Origin of the sequence: Nostoc sp. CALU 1950, assembly GCF_051172895.1 — a bacterium.
GTDB lineage: Bacteria > Cyanobacteriota > Cyanobacteriia > Cyanobacteriales > Nostocaceae > Nostoc > Nostoc edaphicum_A.
Window position 1 is genome coordinate 1 of record NZ_JBDNJQ010000348.1, and the last position, 1,845, is coordinate 1,845.

Annotated in this window: 1 protein-coding gene; it reads right to left on the reverse strand. The window is 44.0% G+C overall.

The genetic code is table 11. From position 1 onward, the window contains the following. Positions 1-1,845 (reverse strand): WD40 repeat domain-containing protein (locus ABF638_RS37800; protein WP_435027856.1); only part of this gene is annotated, 1,845 nt, incomplete at both ends.

Below are 1,845 nucleotides of genomic sequence, written 5' to 3' on the forward strand. Positions count from 1 at the left end.
GACCAGTCAGGGATTTGAGGAGTTTACCACTGCTGATATCCCAGATTTTGATCGTTTTGTCAGCACTAGCAGAAGCTAACTGTTGTCCATTGGGGCTGTAGGCAACGTTGAAAACCGCATCGCTATGACCAGTCAGGGATTTGAGGAGTTTACCACTGCTGATATCCCAGATTTTGATCGTCTTGTCCCAACTAGTAGAAGCTAACTGCTGTCCATTGAGGCTGTAGGTGATACTATTGACCTCACTGCTATGACCAGTCAGGGATTTGAGGAGTTTACCACTGCTGACATCCCAGATTTTGATCGTCTTGTCATAACTAGCGGAAGCTAATTTTTGTCCATTGGGGCTGAAGGCGACGCTAATGACCACATCGCTATGACCTTCTAAGGTATTCACCTCAATCGCACGATTTTCTTTTGGCTCATTTAGCTTTAAGTAAACTGCTTGCTGTAAAGTTGCTACAGTTTGCATTCGGGTATCGCTTCTGTGCTGTGCCCAAATTGTATGCTTGAGTTTGTTACCTGCCCTTACGGCTGTTATTAAAGCATCTGAATATTGTCCAGAGGCAAAAAAAGCTTCAGAAGAATTATTGATGGCGTTAATTAAATGAACATTTGCCTCTACTGTCCACTGGAATGTTACCACTGCCAATCCAGCAAATCCTAAACCTGCGGCGATGGAACTAAAAAGGGCGCGTTTGAGAAAGTTATTTAGTTTCGCCTCACTCAGTTTTCTTTGTTCTCGTTCCTTTTCCAGTTCCGCCATCACCTGCTTTAACTTCGGTTCCTGTTGCTGGCGGATAAAGGTGGCAATGTAGTCATGTACCAGTTGATAACGGTCAGCCGGGTTTTCTGGTAGCAAAACTACTAAGCCGGATTGGACAAAAATTTCTAACACTAAATCTAATTTACTGATTTCAGAAGCTTGTTCCGCCCTAGCTTCTGATCTCCCCGCCTGTGGCGACCCCCTTAAAAAGGGGGTTGAAAGAATAAAGCCCCCCTTTTTAAGGGGGGTTGGGGGGATCTCCGAGAAATACGGCATCAAATCGCGTTCCAATTCAACGCGAGTCTTCAGAGGGCGAGTTCCTTTTTCATCTGTCAGCAAATACAGTAATATATCTGCTGCTTGCTGATATTCTTCACCACAATCATTAACAACTTCATCCAAATAACGCTTAACCAATTCCCCCTTAGTGCCACGCTGCTGATATTCTGCCAGAGTTGTAATGTTCTCCGTTTGCAGTTGCGCCCCCACAACCTGCAACTCAATGGGACGAACTTCATCCAATTCTCCGGCTAAATCTTGCACGAGTTGTTCAACTAAAGCAGGTTCTAAGCGAAAACTAGTATTTTCAGTTAAACGTTGAATAATTGACTTGGTATCAGCAGGTGAGAAGTTCCCCAACTTGTAAAGCACATTATTACTGAGAATGTCATTACCAATAATCTTGAGACTGGACAAATCATTGCACTCTAGCAAGTAATGAATGTAATCTACCCGCAGCGATAAGATAACTTTCACGGATAGAACATTCAGACACTCTCCCAGAAACTCAAAGAATTGCTTCCTTTGTGCAGGTTCGGTGTAAACAAAGAAAAATTCCTCAAATTGATCGAAAATTAACACCGTTCGCAGGTTGCGTTGTTCGTTTTCGCGTAGTTGAGTGATTAGAAACTTTGTAGAGACGCGATTCATCGCGTCTGCACTAGGGCGTGAAGAAGACGAGAGAAGTAAGGAGTGGGTATTTTGAATATCAGAGGTCGAAGTTCCGAGTTCTGAGGCTGAAGTTCCGAGTTCTGAGGTCGAAGTTCCGAGTTCTGAGGTCGAAGTTCCGAGTTCTGAGG